Source organism: Adlercreutzia muris, from assembly GCF_041223505.1.
In the GTDB taxonomy this organism is placed as follows: domain Bacteria; phylum Actinomycetota; class Coriobacteriia; order Coriobacteriales; family Eggerthellaceae; genus Adlercreutzia; species Adlercreutzia muris.
Genome location: NZ_JBCLQK010000003.1, coordinates 124,850 through 148,218, shown reverse-complemented (window position 1 = coordinate 148,218; position 23,369 = coordinate 124,850). Strand labels below are relative to the sequence as shown.

The 23,369-nt window shown below is 64.5% G+C and carries 25 protein-coding genes; 8 read left to right on the top strand and 17 right to left on the bottom strand.

Translation table 11 applies throughout. The features are described from left to right. Window positions 1–69: 69 nt before the first annotated feature. From AAK988_RS04330 to AAK988_RS04295, 8 genes are all read right to left on the bottom strand, one after another. The gene (locus tag AAK988_RS04330; RefSeq protein ID WP_160324027.1) at window positions 70–774 is read right to left on the bottom strand and encodes a response regulator transcription factor; all 705 of its coding nucleotides are present in this window, start codon (window positions 772–774) and stop codon (window positions 70–72) included. Beyond that, complete coding sequence (locus tag AAK988_RS04325; protein WP_160324028.1) at window positions 767–1,999, bottom strand: sensor histidine kinase; 1,233 nt, start codon at window positions 1,997–1,999, stop codon at window positions 767–769. The genes AAK988_RS04330 and AAK988_RS04325 overlap by 8 nt, the downstream gene beginning before the upstream one ends. Window positions 2,000–2,063: 64 nt before the next feature. Further along, window positions 2,064–2,906: an NAD(+) synthase gene (gene nadE / locus AAK988_RS04320; protein ID WP_160324029.1), complete on the bottom strand. Its 843-nt coding sequence runs from the start codon at window positions 2,904–2,906 to the stop codon at window positions 2,064–2,066. A gap of 123 nt (window positions 2,907–3,029) precedes the next feature. Beyond that, window positions 3,030–3,386, bottom strand: coding sequence for a hydrogenase maturation nickel metallochaperone HypA/HybF (locus AAK988_RS04315; protein WP_135969781.1), 357 nt, complete (start codon window positions 3,384–3,386; stop codon window positions 3,030–3,032). 83 nt (window positions 3,387–3,469) lie between these two features. After that, window positions 3,470–4,252: a twin-arginine translocase subunit TatC gene (gene tatC / locus AAK988_RS04310; RefSeq protein ID WP_151430831.1), complete on the bottom strand. Its 783-nt coding sequence runs from the start codon at window positions 4,250–4,252 to the stop codon at window positions 3,470–3,472. Window position 4,253: 1 nt separating this feature from the next. After that, entirely contained in the window at window positions 4,254–4,907 is a 654-nt protein-coding gene (locus AAK988_RS04305) for a Sec-independent protein translocase subunit TatA/TatB (RefSeq protein ID WP_160324030.1), read from the bottom strand. 21 nt (window positions 4,908–4,928) lie between these two features. Beyond that, window positions 4,929–5,141: a CASC3 protein CASC3 gene (locus tag AAK988_RS04300; RefSeq protein WP_160324031.1), complete on the bottom strand. Its 213-nt coding sequence runs from the start codon at window positions 5,139–5,141 to the stop codon at window positions 4,929–4,931. A gap of 128 nt (window positions 5,142–5,269) precedes the next feature. Continuing rightward, a complete protein-coding gene (locus AAK988_RS04295; protein ID WP_135969777.1) occupies window positions 5,270–6,631 on the bottom strand; it encodes an amidohydrolase family protein in 1,362 nt (453 codons plus the stop codon). 216 nt (window positions 6,632–6,847) lie between these two features. On the opposite strand from AAK988_RS04295, the gene AAK988_RS04290 reads away from it, so the two are divergent. Continuing rightward, window positions 6,848–7,591: a class I SAM-dependent methyltransferase gene (locus tag AAK988_RS04290; protein WP_369872946.1), complete on the top strand. Its 744-nt coding sequence runs from the start codon at window positions 6,848–6,850 to the stop codon at window positions 7,589–7,591. A gap of 2 nt (window positions 7,592–7,593) precedes the next feature. Here the strand turns inward: AAK988_RS04290 and AAK988_RS04285 are convergent, their stop codons facing one another. Both AAK988_RS04285 and AAK988_RS04280 read right to left on the bottom strand, forming a co-directional pair. After that, a complete protein-coding gene (locus AAK988_RS04285) occupies window positions 7,594–8,505 on the bottom strand; it encodes a nucleotidyl transferase AbiEii/AbiGii toxin family protein (RefSeq protein WP_369872947.1) in 912 nt (303 codons plus the stop codon). Continuing rightward, window positions 8,492–9,118: a hypothetical protein gene (locus AAK988_RS04280; protein WP_369872948.1), complete on the bottom strand. Its 627-nt coding sequence runs from the start codon at window positions 9,116–9,118 to the stop codon at window positions 8,492–8,494. Before AAK988_RS04280 ends, AAK988_RS04285 begins: the two co-directional genes overlap by 14 nt. Window positions 9,119–9,318: 200 nt before the next feature. Between AAK988_RS04280 and AAK988_RS04275 the strand changes: the two genes are divergently transcribed. From AAK988_RS04275 to AAK988_RS04245, 7 genes are all read left to right on the top strand, one after another. Next, window positions 9,319–10,134 (top strand): DUF5685 family protein, encoded by an 816-nt coding sequence (locus tag AAK988_RS04275; RefSeq protein ID WP_369872949.1) that lies wholly within the window; start codon window positions 9,319–9,321, stop codon window positions 10,132–10,134. Window positions 10,135–10,243: 109 nt separating this feature from the next. Next, the gene (locus AAK988_RS04270) at window positions 10,244–10,909 is read left to right on the top strand and encodes a response regulator transcription factor (protein ID WP_369872950.1); all 666 of its coding nucleotides are present in this window, start codon (window positions 10,244–10,246) and stop codon (window positions 10,907–10,909) included. Further along, a complete protein-coding gene (locus tag AAK988_RS04265; RefSeq protein WP_369872951.1) occupies window positions 10,906–12,030 on the top strand; it encodes a sensor histidine kinase in 1,125 nt (374 codons plus the stop codon). Before AAK988_RS04270 ends, AAK988_RS04265 begins: the two co-directional genes overlap by 4 nt. A 67-nt stretch (window positions 12,031–12,097) precedes the next feature. After that, window positions 12,098–12,808, top strand: coding sequence for a hypothetical protein (locus AAK988_RS04260; RefSeq protein WP_369872952.1), 711 nt, complete (start codon window positions 12,098–12,100; stop codon window positions 12,806–12,808). Window positions 12,809–12,813: 5 nt separating this feature from the next. Beyond that, window positions 12,814–12,945 carry a CD1871A family CXXC motif-containing protein gene (locus tag AAK988_RS04255; protein ID WP_369872953.1) on the top strand — a complete coding sequence of 44 codons (132 nt, stop codon included), beginning with the start codon at window positions 12,814–12,816 and terminating at the stop codon, window positions 12,943–12,945. Further along, on the top strand, window positions 12,932–13,888 hold the full coding sequence (locus tag AAK988_RS04250; RefSeq protein ID WP_369872954.1) for a 4Fe-4S binding protein: 957 nt from the start codon (window positions 12,932–12,934) through the stop codon (window positions 13,886–13,888). The genes AAK988_RS04255 and AAK988_RS04250 overlap by 14 nt, the downstream gene beginning before the upstream one ends. Then, entirely contained in the window at window positions 13,812–14,351 is a 540-nt protein-coding gene (locus AAK988_RS04245) for a TlpA family protein disulfide reductase (protein WP_369872955.1), read from the top strand. The genes AAK988_RS04250 and AAK988_RS04245 overlap by 77 nt, the downstream gene beginning before the upstream one ends. A 151-nt stretch (window positions 14,352–14,502) precedes the next feature. Here the strand turns inward: AAK988_RS04245 and AAK988_RS04240 are convergent, their stop codons facing one another. The 7 genes from AAK988_RS04240 to nrfD (AAK988_RS04210) form a co-directional block, all read right to left on the bottom strand. After that, window positions 14,503–15,258, bottom strand: a complete 756-nt coding sequence (locus tag AAK988_RS04240) for a TorD/DmsD family molecular chaperone (RefSeq protein ID WP_369872956.1) — start codon at window positions 15,256–15,258, stop codon at window positions 14,503–14,505. A gap of 271 nt (window positions 15,259–15,529) precedes the next feature. Further along, window positions 15,530–16,807, bottom strand: a complete 1,278-nt coding sequence (nrfD, locus tag AAK988_RS04235; RefSeq protein ID WP_369872957.1) for an NrfD/PsrC family molybdoenzyme membrane anchor subunit — start codon at window positions 16,805–16,807, stop codon at window positions 15,530–15,532. 112 nt (window positions 16,808–16,919) lie between these two features. Beyond that, the gene (locus AAK988_RS04230; RefSeq protein WP_369872958.1) at window positions 16,920–17,549 is read right to left on the bottom strand and encodes a 4Fe-4S dicluster domain-containing protein; all 630 of its coding nucleotides are present in this window, start codon (window positions 17,547–17,549) and stop codon (window positions 16,920–16,922) included. Window positions 17,550–17,551: 2 nt separating this feature from the next. Next, on the bottom strand, window positions 17,552–20,005 hold the full coding sequence (locus AAK988_RS04225) for a molybdopterin-containing oxidoreductase family protein (RefSeq protein ID WP_369872959.1): 2,454 nt from the start codon (window positions 20,003–20,005) through the stop codon (window positions 17,552–17,554). Between the two features lie 776 nt (window positions 20,006–20,781). Beyond that, a complete protein-coding gene (locus AAK988_RS04220; RefSeq protein ID WP_369872960.1) occupies window positions 20,782–21,747 on the bottom strand; it encodes a slipin family protein in 966 nt (321 codons plus the stop codon). Continuing rightward, complete coding sequence (locus AAK988_RS04215; protein WP_135969769.1) at window positions 21,653–22,183, bottom strand: GntR family transcriptional regulator; 531 nt, start codon at window positions 22,181–22,183, stop codon at window positions 21,653–21,655. Before AAK988_RS04215 ends, AAK988_RS04220 begins: the two co-directional genes overlap by 95 nt. Further along, window positions 22,171–23,307: an NrfD/PsrC family molybdoenzyme membrane anchor subunit gene (gene nrfD / locus AAK988_RS04210; RefSeq protein ID WP_369872961.1), complete on the bottom strand. Its 1,137-nt coding sequence runs from the start codon at window positions 23,305–23,307 to the stop codon at window positions 22,171–22,173. Before nrfD (AAK988_RS04210) ends, AAK988_RS04215 begins: the two co-directional genes overlap by 13 nt. Window positions 23,308–23,369 lie beyond the last annotated feature (62 nt).

The following is a 23,369-nucleotide window of genomic DNA, read 5'->3' as shown; positions in this document are numbered from 1 at the left end:
AGGGGTGCGGGAAGGAAAACTTGAGTTTTTTCCACTCAAGTTTCCTATGATTACGGCTTTTATCAGGGATTACCGTGATGCCGGGGAAACAAGCCCCGTCTCGTAAGCGAACACCACGAGCTGAGCCCGATCATGGGCGTCGGTCTTCGCCATGATGCGGGCCAGGTGGGTCTTCACCGTAGCCGGCGAGATGAACAGCTCCTCGGCGATCTCGTCGTTGGACAGACCGCGAGCCACCAGCATGAGAATCTCGCGCTCGCGGTCAGTAAGGCTGCCCAGCGCCGCTCGGCGCCCGTCGGCAGTTTCGGCGCTCCCCCAGCCGCCCCGGGGGCGAGCGGCCACGAAGGTCTCCACGAGCCGGCGCATCACCGAGGGCTGGATGAGCGCGTCACCGGCGGCCACCACGCGGATGGCGGCGGCGATGTCGTCGGGGTCAGCGTCCTTCAGCAGAAAGCCGCTCGCCCCTGCCCCCAGGGCGTCGTAGACGTACTCGTCGATATCGAAGGTGGTGAGCACCAGCACCCGGGTCCGGGCCAGCAGCGGGTTGGCCGTGATGGCGCGGCAGGCCTCGATGCCGCTCATCTCCGGCATGCGAATATCCATGAGCACTACATCGGGCCTGAGGCGCTGGGCCTCTTCCACAGCCTGGGAGCCGTTTCTGGCCTCGCCGACGATCTCGATGCCCTCGTAGGTGGAGAGGATCATCCTGAATCCCGAGCGCACGAGGTCCTGGTCGTCCACAACGAGCACGCGAATGGGCTCGGACTCAGTCATGGGTCTCCTCCTTCGAGGCGAGAGGAACGGCCGCGGCGATGCGGAAGCCGCCCCAAGGACTCTCGGTAGCGGCGAAGGTGCCGTGGAGCAGTCGGACGCGCTCGGCCATGCCCACCAAGCCGTGGTGGCCGCTTTCCGCAACCGACCCCGGGCCGCGGCCGTCGTCGTCCACCACGAGCCGAGCCACAGCGCCGTCCTCCACCGCAAGGACGATGGCGGCCCGAGCGGCCCCGGCATGGCGCACGATGTTGGTGGCCGCCTCCCGGGCGATGCCGAAGAGGGCCACGTCAATGTAGGCCGGCACGCGAGCGCGGTCGTAGCCCTCCATGGCCAGAGAGGTTTCGATGCCGGCCCCTTCCAGATAGCCCACGAGATCGGCCATACGGTCGGTGCCCTCGGTGGGGGCGGTCTCAGCCGGGCCCTCCCCGCTGCGCAGCACGCCGATCATGGCGCGGATCTCCTCCAGGGCCTCCTTCGCCGTAGAGCGCACCTCGGCGATGGCCGCCTGAGCTGCCACCGGATCGCGCTCCACGAGCCGCTCGGCCGCGGCGGCCTGGATGCTCACCGCCGACAGGGAGTGCGCCGTGATGTCGTGGACCTCCCGGGCGATGGACACCCGCTCGGCCTCGAGACGGCGGCGCGCCTCGGTCTCGCGGGTGCGCTCGGCCGCAGCGGCCCGCTCCTCAATGGCCCGGGCGCGCTCCTGATGCTCGCGCAGGGCGTAGCCCGCGAAGGCCGCAGCGAGCCCCAAAGCCCCGTTCTGGAAGAGGGTGAGCTGGGTCAGGATGCGAGACTGGTCGGGCGGGGGCGGTGCCACAAGCAGCAGGACGGCCAGCAGGGCGAAGGCCACGATTGCCTCGCCCCGGGGACGGCTGGCGGCCAGGGTGAACAGAGCCACAAGTGGCCCCACAACCGACAGGGCGATGCCGTTGAGCCGGGACTGGAGCAGCGCCCAGGCCACGATGCACCCGACAAACGCCACCCAGGGCAAGCGGCGCCGAACCACAAGGGGCGCGGTGGTGAGCGCGATGGCCCCTAAGGAGAAAGCCGTGGGCACCATGACCTGAATACCCATGAGCCGACGCATGAACTCGTCGGGAATGAGCAAGTTCACCGCCAGAGTGAACTGCAGGCAGCCGAAGCCGAAGGCACCGAGGGTCACCACCACGTCGATGAGCCAGTCGGTGGCGGTGAGTTTCTCGGTCTTTCCCAGCAGTGCATCCATGAGTACCATGGTAAACGAGAGCGGCCCCGGGCGCCATACTCCCGCCGGGGTAGTTACGAGGGCGTTATTCGTAGAAGGCCGCGGCGGGGTACGGAGGCTCCAAAGCCCGCTTGAAGGCGTTGGCCGCCGTGCGGGCGAGCACGTCGTCCACAAGGCGCCGAGTCGCTTCGGCCTCGTGTCCCTCGGCCACGAGGGCTGCAGCGACGGCCTCAGGGGCCCGCCCATGCTCCACGGCGGCCACGAGAATGCGATCCAGGGTGGCGTAGTCGATGCCGAGGGACTTCTCGTCCTCCTGGTCGGGCGACAACTCTGCCGAGGGCGGCTTCACGAATACGTTCACGGGAATGGGGCCGACATCGCCGGCTTCCACGGCTCGGCGATTACGGGCCCGGGCCATGGCGAACACATCGGTCTTATAGACGCCGCCCAAGGGGGCGAAGGCACCGGCCGTGTCGCCGTAGAGGGTGGAGTAGCCCATGGCCGCCTCAGACTTGTTCCCCGTGTTCAGCAGCAGCCATCCATGGGCGTTCGACAGCGCCATGAGACATACCATGCGGCAGCGGGCCTGGGTATTTTCGGCGGCCAAGCCCGCAAGCTCGCCCCCGCAGGCCCGGCCGAGAACCGTCTCGAAGGCCTCGAAGGGCTCGCAGATGAACACCGTATCTGCGGCGATGCCGAGGTTGGCGGCCAGGGCGCGGGCATCGGTGAGGGAGGATTCGCTGGAATAGGGCCCCGGCAGCATGACCCCGTGCACGGAGTCGGCACCCAGGGCATCGACGGCCATAACCGCCACAAGAGACGAGTCCATGCCCCCCGATAGCCCGATGACCACATCGGTAAAGCCGGCACCGCGCACGAAATCACCCAGGGCGGCCGTGCAGGCATCGTACATCTCCAAAGGCTCCATGGATCTTCCTTTCCGATTCGGGCGCAGCTCGGGCCAGCGCCATCGGCGGCCCTGTCCCCCGTCCTAGCGAGGGCGCCGCCCCATACTATGGCAGCCCTATGTTTCCACGGGATTGCCGAGACCCTAGGATTCCGGTAAGTCCACCTCGATGGACTCGATGGAGAGCTCGCGCCCGGCCACCAGCTCGGTGGCGAAGGAATCGCAAGCGGGGCACAGCCGGCTGTAGAGGTCGTGCTCGAACTCCTCGCCGCACTCCAGGCAGATGCTGCGGGGACGCACCATAGTCAGGTCGAGCACGGCCCCCTCGGTGAAGGGATCGGCTGCGGCCAGGGCATCGAAGGCGAAGAAGAGGGCGTCCTCCACGGCCTCGTTGGCCTCGCCGATGGACAGCTTCACGGACAGCAGCCGCACGGCCCCCGCTTCGCGGGCCGCCTTCACCGCCGCATCCATGACGCCGGTCATGAGTCCCAGTTCGTGCATGTGCTTCCCTTCCCGATTCGTTCCGCGGGCCCGATGCAAAAAGGGCGGGGTCTCCCCCGCCCAAGAGCGCCAAAATCCGCTTGCTACGCGTCTTCCTCGTCCGCAAGGCGCTCGTTTTGGGCCTTGATGCGGCGGCTCAGCACCACCCGGGCGATGAGCAGGCTGCCCTCATAGAGCACCACCAGAGCCGCGAACATGAGCAGCATGGTCACCGGCGACGCATCGGGGGTGGCCATGGCGGACACCACCATGAGCACCACGTAGACCATGCGCCAGCTGCCTCGCAGCTTCTTATAGGGCACCACATCGAAGATAACCAAGTAGAAGATGACCAGGGGAAGCTCGAAGGCAAAACCGAAGGCCAGCTCGAACTTGATGATGGTGTCGATGTAGGACGACATGCGCGGCAGGGCATCGCCGAGGCCCATGGCCTGGTCGGTGAGCCACTGGAATGCCGGATTCAAGATAATGAGGTAGCAGAACACCGTGCCGAAGATGAACAGGGCCACAGCGGCAGCAAACGTGGGGATGAACCACCGGCGCTCGTTGGGCTTGAGTGCCGGCAGGAAGAACGCGAGAATCTGCCACAGAATAACTGGGGCCGTGGCCACGATGGACACCCAAATTGAAATTTTGAAACGGGTGGAGAACGCCTCGAAGGGATCGATGGCGATGGTCTGGACGAACCCCTCGGCATTGGTAGGAAGAAACTCCGCGATAGGCATGAGCAGGAACTGACCGATGGTGGGCGTGGCCATATAGAACACGACGACGGCCACTGCCAGGCAGGCCACAATGCGCACGAGGCGCATGCGCAGCTCGCCCAGATGGTCGAAAAGCGGCATGCGTGCCGGTCCGATAGGCATGCTAGTTCTCCTTCTTCTCGGCGGCGGCCGTATCGGCAGCCGGGGCGGCAGGTGCCGCATCGGCGGCCTCGGAGACGGTCTTGGCGGCCGCTTCGGCCTTCCTCTTCGCCTCGGCCTCGGCCCGCTTGGCAGCAGCTTCGGCCTTGCGGGCCTCAGCAGCAGCCTTGCGCTCCTCCTCGGCCTCCTTCTTGGCCTTTTCGGCCTCGGCCTCCTTCTTGGCCTGGCGCTCCTTGTCGTAGCGGGCCTTGCGCTCGGCGAAGCTCTCGGGCTTGGCCGGAGCATCCCCTCCCTGCTCGGCCTTGGCGGCGGCTGCGGCGGCGGCGCCGGCGGCGGCAGTGGTGGAGCCGCTCTTCTTCGCCGCCTGGCCCGCCTTCTTCGTGGCGGTGCTGGCGGCCTTCTTGGCGGCCGTGGCCCCCTTGCTGGCCTTGGCGGCCACGTCGTCCAGGGCATCGAGCGGGTTCTTGAAGGGATCCTCGGCGTCCTTATCGAACACCATCTCGCCCTTCAGCACGCCGCTCATCTCCTCTTGGGCGTTCCTGAATTTCGCGATGGCCTTGCCGATGGTCTTCGCCATGGCAGGCAGCTTATCGGGCCCGAAAATGAGGAACCCGAACAGCAGGATGAGAAAAAGCTCGAATCCGCCGATTCCAAACACGTCGCGATCCTTTCTACAGCCCTACAGCGAGAGCACGGTCAGGGCCATGGTGGGAATGCCGAGGGCAAGCACCAGGATGACACAGACCACAACGGTGAAGATCTTCTTCGTGCGCGCCCTGGCCTCGGCGGCCTCCTTGGCGTGACGCTCCCGCTCCTCGGCCGCGCGAATGCGCTCGGCCTGCTGCTTGCGGGTGATGTTCTTCGACCCGGTCTTGTTCTTCCTCTGGGACATCGCTTGCGCTCCTCGATTCCATCTCTCTTGGCAAATTCGCCATTATCGCAGATTGCGCCACCGAGCGCCAGAGAAAACCTCCGGCGCCGGGCGGCGCTGCATGATCTCCACGGGCCGTCGGGAGAAACCTAGGCCTCGGGACGCAGCTTGCTGCGAATCTCGATGACTCGGGCGATGTTCTTCGCCACCTCCACCTTCACGTGCCAGCGGTTCTTCTCGTAGAGCACGTTACCGTCCACCATGGTCATGAGCACGTCGGCGGTGGTGCAGGTGTTCACGACGGCGGCCACGGGGTCGGTGGTGAAGGACTGGTGCGAGCTGGACAGGTCCACGGCGATCATATCGGCGCACTTGCCAATCTCCAGCGAACCCACCTTGTCGGCCAGGCCGAGGGCCCGAGCGCCGCCGAGGGTGGCCACCTCGAGCATGGTGCGCGCGTCGAGGAAGCGGCCCGGGTTCACAGCGCGCTGGAGCAGCATACCGAGGCGCATCTCGGAGAGCATATCGGTGGACTCGGTGGCGGCCGGCGAATCGGTGCCGATGCCGACGCGCAGGTCGGCGCGGATGAACTCATCGAGGGGCGCGATGCCCATGCCCAGCTGGGCGCAGGCCCGGGGGCATACGCAAACGGCCACGTTGTAGTCGCGCAGCTTCTTCAGATCGGCGTCGTCGACGCAGACAGCGCCCACGATCATGACGTTGGGGGCGTCGAAGGCGCTCCAGTTCAGGGCGTAGCGCACGGGGCTCACGCCCGTGGGCAGCCAGGGCGGGATCTCCACATAGCCGCGCTTCACGTCGCCGCCGTGCACCTGGAAGGGCGAGGAGCCGTATTTAACGAAGTCGCATTCCTCGCGGCTGCCGGCGAGCCACATGGCCACGGGCAGGTCCTCCTTGGTGGCGAACTGGGAGACGGCCGTAAGCGTGGCCGGGTGGTTGGTGAACAGGGGCGCCGGCGCGATGCCGATGGTGACGCGGTCGGAATCCACCTCCTCGCGCCAGTGCAGAATGTCCTTCTGGGCCAGCTGCATGGCGGCGTTGATGCGGTCGCGATCCATGGCGGCCACGGAGCGGTAGATGACCGAGCGCAGTCCGAGCTTGTTCACGGCGGTGCAGGAGGCGCCGGTGGCGGTGATATCGGCCACGGTGGTGATGCCGCTGGATAGAGCGTCCAGACCGCCGAGGATGGCCGAATCGAACCAGTCCACTGCCTCGAGGCGGGCAGATTTGCGGGCCACCTCGGAGAGCCATTCCACATAGGGGGCATCGTTCACCACGCCGCGCAGCACCGATTGCTCGAGACGGGTGTGCAGGTCCACCAGGCCGGGCATGATAGCGGCCAGGCCCTGGTCGACGACTTCCTCGTCGGGGTAGCGCAAGCGCAGCATGTCGGCGCTGCCGATGTCGCGGATGATGCCGTCGCGCACGAGCACCGCGCCATCGACGATGGGCTCGGAGGTGACGGGCAGGATGTACTGGGCACAGAGGAGCATGGTGCCTCCCTTCTTGCGAGGAGGGGTACGCGATCAGCGACCCATGATAGCATGAGGTTCGCGCCGCGCGCGGATAGGCGCGCACGATTTGCGGTGCGGGGGCGTATACTGGGGGCCGAACGTTGACCGTAACGCTGCGCGGAATTCCCAGGGCTTCCCGCCCCTCGACCGCGCGGCGCCGGGCCCCGCCCGCCGATTCCGAGGGAGCTGCACCCCATGACCATCGACACCGCCACCGGCCTTGAGGCGCCCCCTGAGTTGTCCAGCGAGCGCGTGCGCGACATCTTCTCCGCCATCGCCCGGAAGTACGAGCGGTTCAACGCCATCTCCAGCTTCGGTGCCTACAAGCTGTGGCTGGCCGGCATGATGCGCCAGGCCCCCATCGCCGAGCACCACGACGTGCTGGACATCGCCGGGGGCACCGGAGACGTCACGTTCACCGTGGCCCGCACCAAGCACCCGGCCCACATCCAGTGCACCGACCTGGTGCCCGAGATGCTGGATGTGGCCCGCATGCATGTGGACGAGGGCGACGGTGCCGGCGTGCCCATCGACTTTCAGGTGGTGGACGCCCAGGATATCCCCTATGAGGACGCCGCCTACGACGTCATCACCATGGCCTACGGCATCCGCAACATGCCCGATCGGCCCCGCGCCCTGGCCGAGATGTTCCGCGTGCTCAAGCCCGGCGGCGCGCTGGTGTGTCTGGAGTTCTCCACGCCACCGAGCAGGATCTGGCGGGCGTTGTACCACTTCTACCTGCGCCATCTCATCCCGTTCTGGGGCGGCCTCATCACCGGCGACAAGGAGGGCTTCGTGTACCTGGCGAAGTCCATCCGCGCCTTCCCCGGCCAGGAGGGTTTGGCCGCCCTCATGCGCGAGGCCGGCTTCGCCGAGGTGACCTGGAAGAACTACACCGGCGGCATCGCCGCCGTCCACGTAGCGCGAAAGCCGGAATAGCTCTAGAACGCCGCCTGGTTCAATACGTCGGCTATGGTCAGTACCGCCGCCGCTGCTTGCTCATAAGGCAGCTTCTCGTAGAGCAGAGGAGCGCTCACCTTCTCGTAATCGCCACGATAGGCGTCGTTGGCAACCAGTTCGCGCAGCGTGGCCGACAAGCTCACGCCCTCGTTGGCAGAAGGTGTTCTAAAACCGCCGAAGCGCTGTCGCCTTACCGTCGCCATGAGCGACATCAATTCGTTGTCCATGCTTACATGATCGAGAAGCTTGCAGAGGTCGTACATATGGCGAGACTGTCGATGGGGTATGCCCCCGCTCAGATAGTAGTCGCATAGCGCGAAAATCTTGTCGCAGAAGGTGCGCTCGAGAGAGTTGGCCAACACCTCGAAAGAGCCGAGGCTGTATTCGTCAACGATATCATTAAGACCCTGCGTTTCGCAAAAGGAGCCAACGAAGCTTTGGAGTTGCCGCCTCTCAGCAGGATCGGCCGGGGTCATCACGGCGGTCTCTACGATCAGCTGCTCCGCGAAGCTCGTCCCATCAACACTCGGGAGCAGCATCTGATACCGATTGAATTCTCGGCGGCTTCTTGTCTTATCCAAGTTCGCGATGGAAAGACCCAGCGCATCCGCACTTTCGACTACGGCCTTTTTGATACGCCGTCGCATCCCTTCGGTCGCATGCTCAGCCTGAATACCGAGATCGATGTCTTCCGAGAAGCGATTGATCACCCCGTAACACTTTGAGAGACTCGTGCCACCCTTGAAAACAAGCGCTGGATTCCTGTGCGTAACCTCCTTGAGCACGAGAACGGCAAAGTAGTCCTTGACAACAAACGTCCGCGCCATGCCAAACTGTTCAGAGGTTAGACGAACTGCCTCGCGAAACTGATCGAAATCCTCATGCAAATACACGATATCTCTCGCATTCTGCTAGCTTTTTTGAGGTACGCGCCGGGTAGCTTGCCGAACAGTCGTAAATCATAGTGCGCCCGGCCTTGCGGGCCAGATTCTTCAGCGCCTCCATTTCATACTCATCGAAATACTGGATCTGCTGTTCGGAAATGAGATCCAAAAACCGAAGGGCGTCGACATTACGAGCACTAACGGGACGCCGCGGCCTACGGAGCACGATGCGCTTCCATCCCCCAAACGGCTTCACCTCCCGCAAGCGCGTGCTCTCTTTGTTCGTAGTCACTTCAAGAGTGTTTGGAACCTGATCGGACACGCCTGCCTGGTTCGCCAAGTTGAAGCCCGATACGTAGCCGAACACTTCATCGCCAGACTTTATCCAGCGCTTGGTTGCGACTTGGGTTCCCAAAAGCCCAGATTTCCCGAATCGCGTTTCCGTGGGAAGGTAGTACACACCACGGTCGTAGCGTTCCAGCGAGCCCTCCGCCATGGCCGCATCGATCTTCTTGTACACCGCTTGGCGGCTGATGTCGGAGAACTCGCCAAGAATCTCCTCGACGAGAATGGGCTCATTTTCGCCAAAGCGCTCTTTCAGTATGTCTGCGAAGTTTCCCATAGCCCAATCATAGCTCCTTAATTGCAGGTTGACTAATTTTTTCTTAAATTGTAGATATTTGTCAACCAGAGGGAATCCCAAAGACCTCAGGAAAGCTGTTTGGGTCGAAATCCTTCCTTCGAAAAACGAGTGGTAGAATGCCTGAAACAATTCGACGGCATTCTGAGATCGCTCTTGATACACAGCTGACAAGGAGGGGCATGTTCGGGTTTGTGGTGGCTGATGCCGAGGCGCTTTCCGACGAGGAGAAGGAGCGCTACCGCTCGCTGTACTGCGGGCTGTGCTTCGCGCTGCGCGACCGCTACGGGCAGCTGTCGCGGGCGTGCCTCACCTACGATCTCACCTTCTTCGTGCTGCTGGCGAACTCGCTGCACGAGCCGACCGAGGCGCGCGGCGAGAACCACTGCGTGATGCATCCGGCGCCAGCCGCCGCGCGGGTGTGGGCGCGCTCGCCGTGGACCGACTACGCGGCCGATCTTTCCGTGGCGCTCGCCTACCACAAGGTGCTCGACGACGTGGCCGACGACGGCGACGTGAAGGCCCGCGCGGCGGCGCGCCTGCTCGCTGGGGCCTATGAGCGAGCGCGGGCCCGCATTCCCGAGCAGTGCACCGCCATCGAGGAAGCCATGGGCCGCATCCGGGCCATCGAGCGGAAAGGTGCCGAGGCCGCCCCCGATGCGGCAGCGCGGGAGTTCGGTATGCTGCTCGGGCAGCTTTTCGCCCACAGCCAGGGATTCTGGGCCGAGGGCATGGAGGCGCTCGGCTGCGCGCTCGGTCGCTTCATCTACCTGATGGACGCCGCCGTGGACTTCGCCGACGACGCGGCCTCGGGCAGCTACAACCCCTTCGTGATACTCGGCGCCACGCCCGAGACCATGCGCACCACACTGGCCCTGGCCGCCGCCGATACCGCCGAGGCCTACGAGCGCCTGCCCCTCGTGCAGGACGCCCATCTCATGGACGCCATCTTGTACTCGGGCGTGTGGGCGCAGTTCAATCGGACGTACACGCCCTAAAGGCCGCCCGGCTGGCGCTTCCAAACCCCTTCCCTATCTGTCACAATGGGCACGGCGCGACCGAGGGAGCGCCGCATTCCGCCCGCACCCATCGTTTCGAAGGCAACCCATGCGCATTCTCCTGATCGAAGACGAACCCGAGCTTCTGCACGACCTCGCCCGAGGGCTGGCCTTGAAAGGCTACGCTGTGGACGAGGCCGCCGACGGCGCCGAGGGGCTCCAGCGGGCCCTCGACGAGGACTACGATCTCGTTGTGCTCGACCTCAACCTGCCCGGCATGGACGGACTGCGCGTCCTATCCGAGCTCAGAGCCGTCAAACCGCAGGCAAAGGCCCTCATCCTGTCGGCAAACCACCACCTCGAGACCAAGCTCTCGGGCTTCGCGCTCGGCGCGAGCGACTACCTGACCAAGCCCTTCCACTTCGAGGAGCTCGAGGCACGCATCCGCGTGCTCATCAACCGGCAGTTCGTGCAGCAAACGACCACCCTGACCTACCGCGACCTCTCGCTGGACACTTTGAAGCGCCAGGCCCACGCCTGCGGCGAGCCTTTGTCCCTTACCGCGAAGGAGATGGGCATCCTCGAGTACTTCCTGCTCAACCAAGGACGCCTCGTCACCCAGCAGGACATCGTCGATCATGTGTGGGACGGGGACGCGAATCCGTTCAGCAACTCGGTGCGCGTGCACTTGTCGGCGTTGCGCAAGAAGCTCAAGGCAGCCCTCGGCGCCGACCCCATTCGCACGAAAATCGGAGAGGGGTACCTTCTGCCATGAGAAGCCTGTCGCTGCGGGCGCGGTTCACCATTGCCGCCAGCCTGTTCCTGATCGTCTCCTGCACCGCCCTGACCGTGGTGGCGCACTACTCCGCCAATCGGATGATCGACGCGGTCATGCTCGAGCCCAGTATCGTCGTAGAGGACGCCGTCGCAGGCGGCGAGCCGGCAGCGCTCACCGAGCCGGCAAGCGAGGCAGCTCCCGCGGGAGGGCAGCTGCTCTACGACGCCTTCCGCCAGGAGACGACGCTGGCCACCGTGCTCATCGTGCTTGCGGGAAGCGTGGGCGCGTACTTCGCGGCGAGCTATGTGCAAAAGCCGCTGCGCCGCCTGTCCGAGGAAGTGAAGAGCCGCGATGCCGGCAACTTCGCGCAGCCCCTTCCCGTGCCGCGCAGTGCCGACGAGATTCGCGACCTCACGTTGTCGTTCAACCAGCTGCTCGCGCAGCTCCAGCGCTCCTTCGCGCTGCAGCGGCAGTTCTCCGCCGACGCCGCCCACGAACTACGCACGCCCCTCGCCGTCCTGCAGACGAAGGTGGACGTTTTCGCGCTGTCGCCGCACCTCGACGACGAGGCGCGCATCTTCATCGCCAACCTTCAGGCCCAGATACGGCGCCTGACCGATCTGGTGGAAGACCTGCTCCTGTTCAGCCGCGATGTGCCGCTGGAATCCGCCGAGCCCGTGCCGCTGGCCCCGCTGCTGAGCGACGTGGCCGACGAGCTCGCCGCCCTGGCAGACGAGAAACGCATCACGGTGCGGGTGCAGGAAACGCAAGTCGTCGTCCGAGGCCAAGACGGCCTTCTTGAGCGGGTGTTCTACAACCTGCTGGAGAACGCGATCAAGTACAGCCTCGCGGGCACCGCCATCGACGTGGCCGTCGGCACCGACGGAGAATGCACGACCGTCTCCTTCGCCGACGAGGGGTGCGGCGTTCCCGAAGAGCTTCGCGAGACCATTTTCGAGCCGTTCTTCCGCGTCGATGCGTCGCGCAGCCACCTTACGGGCGGAAACGGGCTCGGCCTGGCCCTTTGCAAGAAGATCCTGGAGCGCCACGGAGCCAGCATCTGCGTGCTTCCCCGCACGCCGCGCGGCAGTATCTTCCAGGTGAGCTTTCCCGCTTAACACCAGCTTTATACGGCTCACGGTATGCTCCCGAGCGCACGTTCGAGAAGCAAAGGAGTACTTACCCGTGAAACGATTCGCCATTATTATCGCGACCGCGGCATGCGCCCTCGCCCTTGCCGCCTGCACGCCGCAGGCGCCGAGCCTCGATGAGGTGGAGAAGGCCATCGCCGAGGGCAACGTGACCCTCGAGGACGCACTCGACAAGGGCTGGGTGACCCAGGAATGGGTGGATGCCTACCTGGAGGAGCACAGCGTGGCCGCCGACGACAAGGTGACCGACGATGCCCTGACCGACTTCAGCACGGAAACCGTCGAGGGAGGCGCCTTCGCGAAGGGCGACATCCAGGGCGTGACCTTCCTCACCTTTATCGATCCCGAGGCCGAAGAGGGACGCGCGTTCTTCCGCGAGCTGGCAGCTGCCAGCGACGCGGTGCGGCAAAACGGCGCCAGCATCGTGGTGTGCGCGCGGGGCGACCAGGGCAACGAGCTGTTCGACGGCGCGCCCTTCCCCGTCATCGTCTACAACGACGAGCTGCGCGCGGCCCTCGGAGAGAGCGCCGAGATGGCCGAGGCCGGCCCGGCTACCGGCGTGTGGTACGTTGACGGAGCGGTGATCTCCGCCTGGTGCACGGGCCTTTCCGCATCCGACATCGAGGAGTCGGCGGCCTCGTTCGCGGAAATCTCCCTCGACCTCCAAGGCGCGGGCGAGGGCACGGCAGCCGACGAAGCAGATGCCAAAAACGGCGAGGCGGCCGTCGTCACCCTGGGGGCCTGATTGCCATGAGGAAAGCGACGGTCTGCCTTTTGGCGCTCGCCCTGGTCATGGTGGTCGCAGGAGCCGCGCGCGGCGAGGTCGCCACTGTGCTCTCCAAGGGAACCAACCTGTGCTTGGAGTGCGTTGGCATTGGGTAGCACGAGCAGGGGACGCATCAGCCGGTGGAAGATCCAACTGCTCGCGGCGCTGGCTGCCAACCCCTTCATCGCGAACTTCTTCGCGGGCACCATATACAAAGGCGAACTGAAGGCACTGTGCGTGCCGGGGCTGAACTGCTACTCGTGCCCCGCTGCGGCCGGTTCGTGCCCCATCGGTGCGCTGCAGGCTACCCTGGGATCGCCGAAGTTCCATGTCGCGTACTACGTGCTGGGCGTCATGATATTCATCGGTGCGCTGCTGGGACGGGTGGTGTGCGGGTTTCTCTGCCCCTTCGGCTGGTTCCAGGAGCTGCTGCACAAGGTGCCGTCGCGAAAGTTCAGCACCCGGCGCCTTCGCGTTCTGACCTACCTCAAGTACGTCATCCTCGCAGCGTTCGTCATCGTGGCCCCCTTGACCATCGTCAACGAGGTCGGCCTGGGCGATCCCTTCTTCTGCAAGTACCTCTGCCCGGCCGGCATTCTGGAAGGCGGTATCCCCCTCGCCATCGCCGACGAGGGTATCCGCGCCAGCCTGGGACCCCTTTTCACGGGGAAGACCTGCCTGCTTCTGGGCATTGTGACGCTGGCAGTGTTCTTCTACCGGCCGTTCTGCAAATGGCTGTGCCCCCTGGGGGCGTTCTACGCTCCCTTCAACAAGGTATCGGCCTGCCGGCTCCACGTAGACGCCCGCGCGTGCACCTCCTGCGGCACCTGCAGCCGCACCTGCAAGATGGACGTCGAAGCGTTTCGCACACCGAATCACACCGAGTGCATCCGGTGCGGCGATTGCGTGCGCACCTGCCCCACCCGGGCAATTTCCCTCTCATTTTCCCTGATGAACCGAACCGAGACAAAGGAGAACGATCATGTTGAGAAGAATAGCGACCCTCGCAGCGGCGGCCCTGCTGGGAGCGGCTCTGCTAGCCGGGTGCAGCTCCCCTGACGGCGAGCTCGTGTCGAAGACCCCTTTCCCGGAGTTTTCCGCCGTGGACACCGACGGCGAGAGCATCGGCAGCGACGTGTTCGGCGATTGGGACGCGACCATCGTCAACTTCTGGAACAACGGCTGCGGCACCTGCATCGCCGAAATGCCCGAGCTCGAGGAGATGTACCAGCAGTTCAAGACGGAGAACGTGAACCTCATCGGCGTGGCGGCCGACTCGGGCGAAAGCGACGAGCAGCTTGCCTGCGCCCGCGACATCCTCCGCGAGAAGGGCGTGACCTACGCCAATATCTCGCCGAGCCCCGAGAGCAGCTTTTACCAGGACTTCGTCAAAGGGCTCACGGGATACCCCACCACCTACATCGTCGATCGCGAGGGCAACATCATCGGCGCGCCCATCATCGGCAATGTGAAGGCGCAGGAGCAGACCGTGAGAGAGCGCATCGAGCGAGCCCGCTCCTAGAATGCGCGCCCACAGCCCGCGGAGGGCGGCATGGGCGCGCGCCGGTGTGCAACCCCGGGGCCTCGTCCAAGAGGCGGAAGGCGGCGAGGCGCAGAAGGGCCCGCGTCTTGAAAGACGCGGGCCCTTGGCATGATCAGGTTTTCGCGCGTTTCTACCCGACGAACGCCGCGAGCAGGCTGGCGGCCTGCTGGTAAAAGGGAACGCGCGACTCCTCCTGCACGGCCGCGGCGAACTGGGGCATCCACCGGCGGGGGTGATCGGCCACAAACTCGTCCCAGGCCGCCTCGGGGCTGCCGCCGGGCAGGTCGGTCGAAGCCACCACCTCGCCGGGCTCGCCGGGGTCCTCGAACTCCTCCAGCGTATCCTCGTCTTCCACCACGTCCTCGACCGCGCTCGCGTCGCCCGCGATGCCCTCGGCCTCGGCGGCGTCAGCGGCAGCGCGCAGAGCCAGGTACTCCAAAAGCTCCAACTCGGTCCACACGGCGTCGAGCGGCTCGTTGGTGCCCTCGGGACGGCCCAGGCCGCACGCCTTGCAGAAGCGCTCCACCGCCATGGAGTGCGGGTTCACGAACAGAAGCGGCTGCACGCCCTCGGCAGTCGCGCGCCACACGCCCTCGTAGGGGCTGCACGCGGCCTGCGGGGCGCCCACGAACAGGCGCGTGGCCTCGGGACGCAGCTCCTTCTGGATGTCGGCCGGGTCGGCCAGGGCCGCAGCCTCGGCGGCGCCGGGCGCGGTAGCCGACGACCAGGCAAGACCGAGCGCGCCGGCGATCTCGTCGGCAGCCTCGCCCCACTCGCCCGAGGCGATGGCCTCGGCGAGCACTTTGTCCTCGGGGTAGCGGAACGACAGGGCCAAAAGCTCGCACATCGCCGCGCGTGCCTGCCACATGTCAGCGGAAACGGTCATGGACATCCTCCTTCATCGTTAATACTGCCAATAGCATAGCAGACGCCATACGTGCCAACATCGGGGACTGGCGCTTTCGTTGCAAAGCAAATGCAAAGCAAATTTCTCGTTGCACTTGCGTTGCAACGAGAAACCTCAGATGAGCATCGCCGTTGCGCCGAGAAGCTGCGAGAAAAACGCCGCACGGCGATTTTGACGCACTTGCACTGCTCCCTTTCTGCGCGAAAAGGCCCGCGCCGGAGGGGCGGCGCGGGCTGCATGCAGAGAGAACCTACTTGTCGTCGGCCGGGCGCAGGGGCAGAAGCTTCACGCCCAGCAGGAACACCAGCACGCCGAGGGCGGCCACGCCGAGCGTGACGCCGAACTCGAGCGGGGTGGGCCAGTAGACCATGGCGCCGTAGATGCCCGAGAGGCCCGCGTCGAAGGCGGTGTGCTGCATGGGGGTCAGCGGGCCGGCCATGTCCAGGTTGGGCAGCTGGAAGCCGCCGACCAGCAGCTGCACGCGCTTGCAGAAGATACCGGCAATGGCCAGCAGCGAGCCTGCCACCAGAAGCCCGTTGGTGCGCAGCGCCGGGGTGAAGCAGATGACGGCGCACACTGCGCAGCCGATGATCTCCACCCAGAAGTAGGGCGCCAAGGGGCCGGTCGTCAGCATGGCCACTACTTCCAAGCCCGACCCGGCGGGGAAGCCCTCGGTGAGCAGGTCGCATCCGAAGAAATACAGATCCACCATCACGAAGGCGCCGAGCAGCTTGGCGAGCTTCACCAGGTTGGCCTGCTCCCACTTCAGGTAGCCCGCGGCGCGCAGGGCCACGGCCACGCAGATGACGAGCGCCGTGCCGCACACCAGCGCCGAGGACACGAACCACGGGGCGAGAAGCGCGGTATGCCACATCTCGCGACCGACCTGCAGGCCGAAGATCCAGGCGGTCACCGAGTGCACGAGCACCGCGCACACCAGGGCCACCACCGAGATGACGCGCAGGGCCGTATGGCTCATCTTGCCCGCGTCGGCGCGCATCTGAGCCCACAGGTACACACAAGACAAGATGAGGTAGGTGCCCAGCACCAGGATGTCCCACATGAGCGGGCTGCCCAGGTTGGAGTACGCGAACAGCTCCCACAGGCGCATGGGCTGGCCGAGGTCGACCACCACCATGCCGATGGCGGCCACGGTGCAGGCGATGGAGCTCATCACCGCCACCTTCGAGATGCCGCCGAACCCGGCGACGCCAAAGGCCTTGGGCACCGACGAGATGATGAGGCCGCCAGCAGACAGGCCCACGAAGAACATGAAGGACGTGATGTAGAGGCCCCACGAGTTCAGGTTGCGCATGCCGGTCTGCACCATGCCGCCGGAAAGCTGCATCGCCCAGAGCACGAGGCCGGCCACCACCACGACGGCCGACACGCCGATGGCGATGTTCAGCCCGCGGCCGCCCCACGCGGCGGCCTTGGCGCCAGTCGCCTCGCGGGTTTTCGAGCGGCCTTGGGCCGCACTGAAGTCGAGGTCGTCATCCAAGACGGCCCCAGAAGAGAAATCAGCCATGAGAATCTCCTAGAGGTAAGCGGGCGAGACAGCGAGCCCCGCCCGCGTAAGTTTGCGATTCACGCCGCGTCACACGACGAGCGAATAAAGCATCAAGCGTGCACGACAGCCGCTACACCAAGTAGTACACCGAGGGCTTCGTCCCCTCCTCGGGCAGCAGCTGCTTGTACTCGCGCGTTGCGAGAAGCTTGGAAACCTCGGATTCCGGATCGTCCAGATCGCCCCAGAAGCGCGCGTAAGTGGGGCATGCATCCACGCAAAACGGTCGCTTCCCGTCCTTGAGCCGATGGGAGCACATCGTGCACTTCTCCACCGTATGCTTTAAATGAGTCGCCACCGAGGCATCGCCCACGGCATGGGGGATGCTGTAAGCCGGCTCATCCCAGTTGAAGGAGCGCACACCCGTGTAAGGACAGGCGGCGACGCACATACGGCAGCCGATGCACTTATCGTAATCCTGGCATACCGCACCGGTCTCTGGGTCCTTGTAGGTGGCACCCACGGGGCACACCTTCGTGCACGCAGGATTCTCGCAGTGTTGGCAGGCCACCGTCAGGTAACTCTTCGTCACATTCGGGTACTCGCCCACCGAGGCGTCCAGGCTGTTCGCGCCCTCGGTGACCACTCGATTCCACAAAACGCCATCGGGGACATTATTCTCCTGCTTGCACGCAACGGCGCAGGTATGGCAACCGACGCAGCGAACGGTATCCACCGCAAACGCATAACGATGCTCGGCCATGGTTACTCCTCTCCTTCCCACAGACGCATCTCAACGGCGGCGTCCATGAAGGACGAGTTCACCGTCACCGGGCAATACTCGTGATTCGAGCAATCCGAGAACGAGCCGTCCTTGAACTGGTGCTTTTGCCACCCCTTCGGGTACAACAGCATGCCAGGACGCATGCCGGGGTTGAGAACCGCGCGGGCCACCGCGTTGCCGCGGTCGTTGTACACTTCCACATAGTCGCCGTCCTGAATGCCGCGCGCCTCGGCATCGGCGGGGTTCATCTTCAGCGTGGGCTCGGGAAGCGCCTCAAGCAGCCACGCAAGCTCGAAGCCGTTGGTGTGGTGACGGTCGCGCGAGCGCTCGGACGTCAAAATCAGCGGGTACTTCTTCATAATCTCTTTGTCCGGCCACGCTTCGTTCGGCTCGAACCAGTAAGGCAGGTGCTCCTGCTCGTAATCCCATTCGTGAACGTTCGCCATGCGAGGAACGGGATTTTCGCAGTAAATCTCCAACTTGCCCGTGGGCGTATCGTAGATATGGTTCTCATGGTAGATGTCGTACAACTCGAAGCGAATGGTGTGCTCCTCGCGCAGCCGCTCCAAGGTGACACCAGCTGCCTGGAACTCCGGCGAAGAAAGCGCCTCATTCCAAAACTCCTCATCGGTGCTCTGGAAATATTCACCCATGCCCAAGCCCTCGGCCAGCATGCGCACAATCTGGCCGTCGGGTTTGCACTCGAAAGACGGATCTACGCACTTATCGTGCCACTTGACGGCGCCCTCATTGGTGGGGTTGGTGATGATGTCCTCGAACTCGAAGTAATGAGCGGCCGGAAGCACATAATCGGCCTGTCGTGCCGTATCGGTCATGGACGTGTCGGCCACCACAAGCAGGTCGATCTTGTCGATAATCTTCTCCTTCACCCAGTTGGCATCGATACCTCCGCCGTAAAGCGCGCCGATGGAATAGATGCACTTGATGGGGAAAGGTTGGCCAGAAACGGGCTCCAGCCCCGTCTCCAGCATATCGGCCACTTCCAGCCAAGGAAGCGTGGGGCCCATGGTCATGGTTGGCATCATGTACAGGTAGTTCCAAGGCAGGCCGAAGTAGCCGCCATCCATACCGGCACCCGGCTTGCTGAGGTTGCCCGTAATGGACAGCAGGCAGCCCAAGGCCGTGCCGATGGAATGACCGTTGTTGTAGGCCTGGCCGCCCATGCCCAGGTGCACACGAGTGGGGCCGTCTGCGAATACCTCGGCCAGATAGCGTACATCCTCGGGAGAAACCTCGGTGATTTCTTCCACCTTTTGCGGATCGTACTCGGCCACACGGTCGCAGAACAGATCGTAGGCGCAAGTCACCTTCTTGCCGTTGATATCGAACGTGCCATGCAGCACGGGGGTCGCTACCTCCTCGGCGGTTCCATGGTTGCCGTCCTCGCCCATGAGAATGGGAGCATCGTACAGGATGGGCTCACCCGTCATGGGGTTCATGCCCGTCTCAACCGGCTCTATCCCGAATTCACTGGCGCGCAGGAATTTGCCGTCCTCCTTCACCAGGTAGGGAGCTACGGTGTGCTGGCGGATGAAGTCCTCGTCTTCCCAACCCTCATCCAAAATGACGTTCATGATTCCCATGAGGAGGGCGCCGTCAGATGCAGGGCGGCAGCGAATCCACTTGTCTGATTTGGAAGCGGCCGTCGACTGATTGGGATCGATGACAATGTACTTCGTGCCGTTCTCGCAGGCACTCGCAACGTCGCGCCAGCGGAACAAGGCCGATTCGGTCTCGTTAGCCGACATGTTGACGATATACTTCGCGTTCATGATATCCGACGCGTAGTGATTGCCCGGCTTATCGAAACCGGTGCCGCCACACACCCGGTCGACACCGGTAAGAGCCCCAACATCGATACATAGGTCGTAAACCGAGAACCCCGCCGTATTCCACAGTCGCTTGAGCAGGCTAATGGCCGCCCCGTTGATGAGGCCGCCATTCGAGGTGCCAGGGTACAAGGTGATGGACTGCGGGCCAGATTCCTCCATGTAGCCCTTCCATTTGTCAGTGATTTCCTGAATGGCCTGCTCCCAGGAAATGCGCTCCCATTCGCCTGAGCCGCGCTCGCCCACACGCTTCATGGGGTACTTGATGCGGTTGGGGTGGTACAGGCGCTGAATCTGCGAATAGCCACGCAGGCAGGGACGGTTGTTGAACGGCTCGTCGGGATCGGGCTCGCGCTTCACCACCACGCCATTGCGCACGGTAACCCAACTGCCGCAATGCATGCAGCCGCTCCACATGCAGCGGGCATAGTGGCGCTCTTCCTCGCCTGTGGCCGCCAGCGAGCTGTCCTCCTCATTCGCGCAACCTGCCAGACCAGACAGCGCAGCAGCGCCCGCAACAGCACCCGTCGCTTTCAGAAATCCTCGGCGGGTGAGGCCGGAGCGCTTGGTTTCGCTTCCTGACATCTCTCCTCCTCTTTCATGGCAGAGGGGCAAGCCGGGCGCAGACAGCTTCTCTGCGCAACGGGCTTGCGCGCCCTTTCTTCCCATCCCCCATGGGCGAATCCGGTTGCATGCTCGCGGCACGAATGATGGGATTCCAACATAGTCTCTAAGAATCGGCCGGATTCTGTTGTTGCCAGTTTGTCATACTCTGTCATAGACTGTCAAGAGAAAATGTAGGGCAGAGTATGACAAAGGTAGAGCATCTCAGAGTTATCGCAGGTTAATTGCCTATTCTGCTAGATAAAATAATTCAATTCAAAATGCACGACTCGGCAATGTCAAGTCTTGAAAATAGAATATTTGTTTGTATTATAGTTGATAAGCGGGGAGCAGAACTCTCTGCATACACCTTCCCTATCACCAATTCTAGATGCGGGAGGGAGGTGATGCAGATGAGCGTTTTCCTGGCCCTGGTCCAGACTTTTGTTGGAGCTGCCACTCTTGGCGTGGCGCTACTGGCCCTAACAAGAGAGAACCCGCCGCAGAACGGCGGGAACTCCAACAATCGCGAGGACTAGGCACCCTCGCTACCGGGACGTCCTTGCGGCGTCCCGGCCCCTTGGGGCCAAGTTCTCTAGGCGCTATCCATTGTAGCACGTTTGCTGCTATCCCGCTTTGCCATCGTCCGTCAGAACGCTCAGCGGAACCGTTATTTATACTTTTTCCCAAATCGTATAAATAACGGTGATTTCGAGTGCTCCTTATTTGTACTTTTCACCCAATTGCATAAGGAGGCGCTACCCCTTCGCGGCTTTCGCCAGGGCTTCGGCGGCGTCGGGGTCGGTGAAGCCCTCGCTGAAGGCGCTGGGGATAACGAGTGTGCCGCCGGATTGCTTCACCGACTCGTAGGCCAGATGCATGGTGCGCAGGCGCATGGCTTCCGGATCGCCCTCGTAGTTGGCGCTCGCGTCCTTCAGCATGTCGGAGATGTCCGCCTCGGCCTCGGCCAGAATCATGCGGGCATCGCGCTCGCGGGTGGCCACGGCCGCGGCGGCCATGGAGGCCTGCAGCTCGCGGGGCACCACGATGTCGCGCACCTCCACGTCGATGATATCGATCCCCCAACCGTCCAGCTTCTCCTCCAGCGCGTCCTTCAACTCGGAGTCCAGCTGGTCGCGGCGGCAGGCCACCTCGGCCAGGCTCGCGCGGCCGATGGCCTTGCGCAGCGTGGCCTGGGCCATCCACGACACGGCGCTGCCGTAGTCCTCCACCTCGCAGGCGGCCTTCTTCGGCGAGAACACCATCCAGAACACCACCGCGTCCACGTTCACGGGCACCAGATCGGCCGTGAGCGTCTCCTCGGCGCCGAAGTAGGTGGCCGCCACACGCTGGTCGATGCGCACGGTGTAGAACTCCACGATGGGCCAGGTGAACACGATGCCCGGCCCCGCCACGCGGTTGAAGCGGCCGAAGCGCATGACCACGGCCTTCTCCCATTCCATGACCACATGCACCGAGCTCGCCGCGAGCGCACCGGCCAGCACGGCGCCCACGATGGCCGCAAGCCCGATGGAGCCCGCGGCAAGCTGCACCAAACCCAGCACCGCGGCCACCACGGCGGCGAACACGATGAGCGTGAAGGCCACGGCCCCGTTGCGCGAGGTGCGGCTACGCCCCGTTTCCAGCCGAGCGCTCGGCGCCGCTGCCCGCTGCGGGCTCGGGGAACTTGACGAGGCGTCCGCGCCGCGATTCCTGCGTGTCATATCCTGCTCCTCCGCTCTTGTCGCGCTTGGCCTTGGCCGCCACGAGGGCGGCGGTGAACTGCGCGTCGATATCCTCCAGCGACATGCCCAGCTCCTGGCAGCGCTGCAAATACTCAGCCGTCACAATCTCGGCCGTCACCTCGGCCGACACGCCAGGCTTGTCCGACACGTCGGCCACGAAGGCGCCCTGGCGGCGCTTCGAGACGATGTAGCCATCCTCCTCCAGGCTCTGGTACACCTTGCTCACGGTGTTGTAGTTCACCTCCACCTCGGCGGCAAGCCCGCGCACCGTGGGCAGCTGATCGCCCGGCAGGTAGAACCCCGAGGTGATGAGGTAGATGAAGCGGTTCTTCAGCTGGAGCCAGACGGGAATGGAGCTGGCATCGTCCAGCGCGAACAAGTCGCCGGCCGGAATGGTGCGTCCTAGCTCGACCATAGGGAAAGGTCCTCTCTCTTTTGGGAAGATGCCGGGCTGCCGCCGGACGCCCCGCCCTCGGCTGCCACGGCGGGGGCTTCGTCGGCCTGTCCAAGGCCGAACGACTCGGCATCCGCGGCATCTTCCACGCTCTGCAATTCCAAGGGGCGCTGCGTCCCGGCTTCCACCACAGCCCAGCGCAGTCCCGCGCCTCCCACGAGCACGGCGAGCGCCAGGGCGGCCAGCACCGCGGGCGGCGCGTCGAAGGCGGACGCGGGAGCGGCTATGGAACCGCGGGCCGTGACTCCGACTGCCGCGACGCCCCTCGTGCCGGCGCTCCTCCGCTCGCGCACCCACAGCGCGCCCTCGATGGCAAGGGATGCCGCAAGGCCGCACAGCACAAAGCCGCCCCACCAGGGCAACGCCGCCGCGCCGTGGGAGAGGCTCGCGACCGACGCGATAACGCCGGGGTGACCGCTGGCCGCCGCTTCGCCGAAGAACAGCGCCGCCGCGACAGCTTCTGCCACGACGACGACTGCATCCACCCGCAGGATCGCGCGTCCGAGCGCCACCGTGCGCCCGTCGGCCTCCACGAACAGCGAGCAGCCCGCGAACAGCACGCAGCCGCACGATGCGGCCGACAGCACGAACAGCACGGGAACCCACAGGCTCGCCCACAGGCGCACGCCGGCAAGGCCCCGCAGCAGAAGCCCCGCGTACACCGCCACCGCGCAAGCCAGCGCCACCGCTGCCACCTCGAGCGCCCCCACTGCGCGGCGGCCGAGCCAGGGCAGGTACGCGAATCGCCCGAGCGCCAGGACCGCGCCGACGGCCAAAAGCCCCGCAAGCGCCCACGCCCCCACGTTCATGAGCGTGAACGCCGGTGTGAGGAACAGCGCGAGCACCCGGTCGACGCGCCCCAAGTCGGCCGCCAGGCAGCCGACGCCCACGGCGAGCGCGCCGAACGCTGCCGCGAATACCAAAGACACGAGCCGCTCGGCTGCGGGGGCCTCAGCCACCGAGCTTTCCGCCGCCGCTCCGAAGGGTGCCCGCACGAAGAGCAGGTCGGCCAAGGAGGCGGCAGCTATTCCGCCAGCACCGACGCCAGCCAAAAACAGGTAGGCTGCCACAAGCTCGCCGAACACCGATCGCCCCCTTCTCCGCTTCGCATGCTTTCGAAAAGTATGACACAACCGCGCAGAAAAGT

Excerpts from the sequence above, each read along its gene's own strand:
- AAK988_RS04330 (WP_160324027.1), bottom strand. The coding sequence starts at position 774 with ATGACTGAGTCCGAGCCCATTCGCGTGCTCGTTGTGGACGACCAGGAC.
- AAK988_RS04325 (WP_160324028.1), bottom strand. The coding sequence starts at position 1,999 with ATGGATGCACTGCTGGGAAAGACCGAGAAACTCACCGCCACCGACTGG.
- nadE (WP_160324029.1), bottom strand. The coding sequence starts at position 2,906 with ATGGAGCCTTTGGAGATGTACGATGCCTGCACGGCCGCCCTGGGTGAT.
- AAK988_RS04315 (WP_135969781.1), bottom strand. The coding sequence starts at position 3,386 with ATGCACGAACTGGGACTCATGACCGGCGTCATGGATGCGGCGGTGAAG.
- tatC (WP_151430831.1), bottom strand. The coding sequence starts at position 4,252 with ATGCCTATCGGACCGGCACGCATGCCGCTTTTCGACCATCTGGGCGAG.
- AAK988_RS04300 (WP_160324031.1), bottom strand. The coding sequence starts at position 5,141 with ATGTCCCAGAGGAAGAACAAGACCGGGTCGAAGAACATCACCCGCAAG.
- AAK988_RS04295 (WP_135969777.1), bottom strand. The coding sequence starts at position 6,631 with ATGCTCCTCTGTGCCCAGTACATCCTGCCCGTCACCTCCGAGCCCATC.
- AAK988_RS04290 (WP_369872946.1), top strand. The coding sequence starts at position 6,848 with ATGACCATCGACACCGCCACCGGCCTTGAGGCGCCCCCTGAGTTGTCC.
- AAK988_RS04280 (WP_369872948.1), bottom strand. The coding sequence starts at position 9,118 with ATGGGAAACTTCGCAGACATACTGAAAGAGCGCTTTGGCGAAAATGAG.
- AAK988_RS04275 (WP_369872949.1), top strand. The coding sequence starts at position 9,319 with ATGTTCGGGTTTGTGGTGGCTGATGCCGAGGCGCTTTCCGACGAGGAG.
- AAK988_RS04270 (WP_369872950.1), top strand. The coding sequence starts at position 10,244 with ATGCGCATTCTCCTGATCGAAGACGAACCCGAGCTTCTGCACGACCTC.
- AAK988_RS04265 (WP_369872951.1), top strand. The coding sequence starts at position 10,906 with ATGAGAAGCCTGTCGCTGCGGGCGCGGTTCACCATTGCCGCCAGCCTG.
- AAK988_RS04255 (WP_369872953.1), top strand. The coding sequence starts at position 12,814 with ATGAGGAAAGCGACGGTCTGCCTTTTGGCGCTCGCCCTGGTCATGGTG.
- AAK988_RS04245 (WP_369872955.1), top strand. The coding sequence starts at position 13,812 with ATGTTGAGAAGAATAGCGACCCTCGCAGCGGCGGCCCTGCTGGGAGCG.
- AAK988_RS04240 (WP_369872956.1), bottom strand. The coding sequence starts at position 15,258 with ATGACCGTTTCCGCTGACATGTGGCAGGCACGCGCGGCGATGTGCGAG.
- nrfD (WP_369872957.1), bottom strand. The coding sequence starts at position 16,807 with ATGGCTGATTTCTCTTCTGGGGCCGTCTTGGATGACGACCTCGACTTC.
- AAK988_RS04230 (WP_369872958.1), bottom strand. The coding sequence starts at position 17,549 with ATGGCCGAGCATCGTTATGCGTTTGCGGTGGATACCGTTCGCTGCGTC.
- AAK988_RS04225 (WP_369872959.1), bottom strand. The coding sequence starts at position 20,005 with ATGTCAGGAAGCGAAACCAAGCGCTCCGGCCTCACCCGCCGAGGATTT.
- AAK988_RS04220 (WP_369872960.1), bottom strand. The coding sequence starts at position 21,747 with ATGACACGCAGGAATCGCGGCGCGGACGCCTCGTCAAGTTCCCCGAGC.
- AAK988_RS04215 (WP_135969769.1), bottom strand. The coding sequence starts at position 22,183 with ATGGTCGAGCTAGGACGCACCATTCCGGCCGGCGACTTGTTCGCGCTG.